Source organism: Pseudokineococcus marinus (genome assembly GCF_013004605.1).
Classification (GTDB): domain Bacteria; phylum Actinomycetota; class Actinomycetes; order Actinomycetales; family Quadrisphaeraceae; genus Pseudokineococcus; species Pseudokineococcus marinus.
This window is the reverse complement of record NZ_JABEMA010000355.1, coordinates 1-2,876: the sequence shown is the minus strand read 5'-3', so window position 1 is coordinate 2,876 and position 2,876 is coordinate 1. Positions and strand designations below refer to the sequence as shown.

At 75.5% G+C, this 2,876-nt stretch carries 2 protein-coding genes; one reads left to right on the top strand and one right to left on the bottom strand.

The features are described 5' to 3' along the window. Positions 1–143: 143 nt before the first annotated feature. Positions 144–1,514 (bottom strand): ABC transporter substrate-binding protein, encoded by a 1,371-nt coding sequence (locus HLB09_RS15300; protein WP_171204188.1) that lies wholly within the window; start codon positions 1,512–1,514, stop codon positions 144–146. A gap of 267 nt (positions 1,515–1,781) precedes the next feature. Between HLB09_RS15300 and purD the strand changes: the two genes are divergently transcribed. Next, positions 1,782–2,876, top strand: a 1,095-nt coding sequence (gene purD / locus HLB09_RS15295) for a phosphoribosylamine--glycine ligase (protein ID WP_171204187.1), incomplete at its 3' end; no start/stop codon positions are given.

Here is a 2,876-nt window from a genome sequence, read left to right as displayed (position 1 = left end):
GGCGGCGGGGACGTCGCCGGGCGGCGAGGGCCGCGGGCGCCCCGTCGACGGGGGCGCGGGACCGGCCCCGCCGCGGGGCGGGGCCGGTCCTCGTGCGTGCTGACCTGCTCGGTGCTGACGTGCTCGGGCGGGACCCGGTCAGGTCACTTGTAGCGGTCCGCCACGGCCTGGGCGTCCTCCTGGCCCTGGTCGAGCGTCTCCTGCACCGAGCCCTGCCCGGCGATGTTGGAGCTGATGCCCTCGGAGATGCCGGTGGCGAGGTCGGCGAACTCGGGGATGGCGACGAACTGGATGCCCGGCGCCGGCCGCGGCTGCACGCCCGGGTCGTTGGGGTCGGCCGAGGAGATGGCCGCCTCGGTGGCCTCGGCGAAGGCGCCGGCGACGTCGAGGTAGTCCTGGTTCTCGTAGGTCGAGCTGCGCTTGCCGGCCGGCACGCGCGACCAGCCGAGCTCGGAGCCGACGAGCTCCTCGTACTCCTGGCTGGAGGCCCAGGAGATGAACTCCCACGCGGCGTCCTGCTTCTCCGACGCCGCCTGCACGCCCCAGGCCCAGCTGTAGAGCCAGCCGCTGGAGTCGGTCTCGACGACCGGGGCCGGCGCGTAGCCGATCTGCCCGGCGACCGGGGAGCCGTCCGCCTCGAGGGAGCCGGCCGCCGACGTGGCGTCGTACCACATGGCCACGTTGCCCTGCGTCATGTCGTTGAGGCACTCGGTGAAGCCGGCCTGCGCCGCGCCCGCCTCGCCGTGCTGGGTCACGAGGTCGACGTAGAACTGCGTGGCCTCGACGAACTCCGGCGCGTTGACCTGGGCGTCCCAGTTCTCGTCGAACCACGTGCCGCCGAAGGTGTTGACCACCGTCGTCAGGGGCGCGAAGACCTGGCCCCAGCCCGGCAGGCCGCGCAGGCAGATGCCGCGGGTGCCGCTCGGGTCGTCGATCTGCGCCGCCAGGTCGGCGACCTCCTGCCACGTCGGCTGCTCCGGCATGGTCAGCCCGGCCTCCTCGAAGAGGTCGGTGCGGTACATGAGGAACGAGGACTCGCCGTAGAAGGGCTCGGCGTAGAGCTCGCCGTCCGAACCGGTGAGGCCGGCCGCGATGGGCTCGAGGATGTCGCTCTGGTCGAACTCGTCGTCGCCCTCGGCGTAGTCGGTGAGCGGGGCGAGCCAGCCGTTCTCCGAGAAGAACGGCACCTCGTAGTTGCTGATGGTCGCGACGTCGTACTGGCCGGCCTGGGCGGCGAAGTCCTGCGCGATCTGGGCGCGGACGTCGTTCTCGGGCTGGACGGTGAAGTTGACCTGGATGCCCGTGTCCGCCGTGAAGTTGTCGGCGGTGAGCTGCTGCAGGTCCTCCATCTGCGGGTTGTTCACCATGATCACGTTGATGCTCTGGGCCTCGCCGGAGGCGTCGCCGCCCCCGGCTCCGCCACCGCCGCCGCCGGCGCCGCCGCACGCCGTGGCGGCGAGGGCGACCGTCGAGATGGCGGCGAGCGCGAGGGGGGCACGTCGTCGTGCGGTCATGCGGTCGTGTCCTTCCGGAGCGTGCGGGGGGCGGTGCGGGGCTGGCGGGCGGGGGCTGGCGCGTGCGAGCCGGTGGGGTCGGGCGTCGTCGTGACGTCGTCGTCCGGGCTGGGTGCCGCCTCCGGTGCAGATGAGACCCGGCTGGGAGGCCGCGCGTCAAGGCCGAGACTCGGATGTGATGGAAGTGCGCTCAGATGAGCGCAAGGTGAGGTGGGTCGACCCTCGCCCGCGGGGGGACGCCCCGTGGCGGCCCCTAGGCTCCGGCGGGTGCGCGTCCTCGTCCTCGGGTCCGGTGCTCGCGAGCACGCCCTCGCCGTCGCCCTCGCCGCCGACGACGACGTCTCGGACGTCCTCGTCGCGCCGGGCGGGCCGGGCGTCGCCGACGTGGCCGAGGTGGTGCGCGTCGACCCGCTCGACGGCGCCGCCGTCGCGGCCCTCGCGCGCGAGCGGGAGGTGGACCTCGTGGTCGTCGGCCCGGAGGCGCCGCTCGTCGCGGGCGTCGCCGACGCCGTCCGCGCCGCCGGGGTGGACTGCTTCGGCCCCTCGGCCGCGGCGGCCCGGCTCGAGGGCAGCAAGGCCTTCGCCAAGGAGGTCATGGCCTCGGCCGGCGTGCCGACGGCGATGGCCCGCGTGTGCACCGACCTCGGGCAGGTGGCCGACGCGCTGGACGCCTTCGGCGCCCCCCACGTCGTCAAGGACGACGGCCTGGCGGCCGGCAAGGGCGTCGTCGTCACCGGCGACCGCGAGGAGGCGCTCGCGCACGCGCGGTCCTGCCTCGAGGGGCGCCCCGGCGCGGGCGCCTCCGCGGTCGTCGTCGAGGAGTTCCTCGACGGCCCCGAGGTGTCGCTCTTCGTCCTGTGCGACGGCACCGACGTGGTGCCGCTCGCCCCCGCCCAGGACAGCAAGCGCCTGCTCGACGGCGACGCGGGCCCCAACACCGGGGGCATGGGCGCCTACTCGCCGCTCCCGTGGGCCCCGCCCGGGCTCGTGGACGAGGTCGTCGAGCGGGTGGCCCGACCCGTCGTCGCCGAGATGGCCCGCCGCGGGACGCCCTTCGCGGGCGTCCTCTACTGCGGGCTGGCGCTCACCTCGCGCGGGGTGCGCGTCGTGGAGTTCAACGCGCGCTTCGGCGACCCCGAGACGCAGGTGGTCCTCCCGCGCCTGCGGACGCCGCTCGGCGGGGTGCTGCGGGCCGCCGCCACCGGGCGCCTGGCCGAGCTCGAGCCGCTCACGTGGTCCGAGGCCGCCGCGGTCGTCGTCGTCCTCGCGGCGGCCGGCTACCCGGCCTCGCCCCGCACCGGCGACCCCGTGACGGGCCTGGAGGAGGCGGCCGCCGTCCCGGGCGCGCGGGTGCTGCACGCC

What these genes read in the sequence shown, in the direction of transcription:
- HLB09_RS15300 (WP_171204188.1), bottom strand. Translation starts at nt 1,514, where the DNA reads ATGACCGCACGACGACGTGCCCCCCTCGCGCTCGCCGCCATCTCGACG.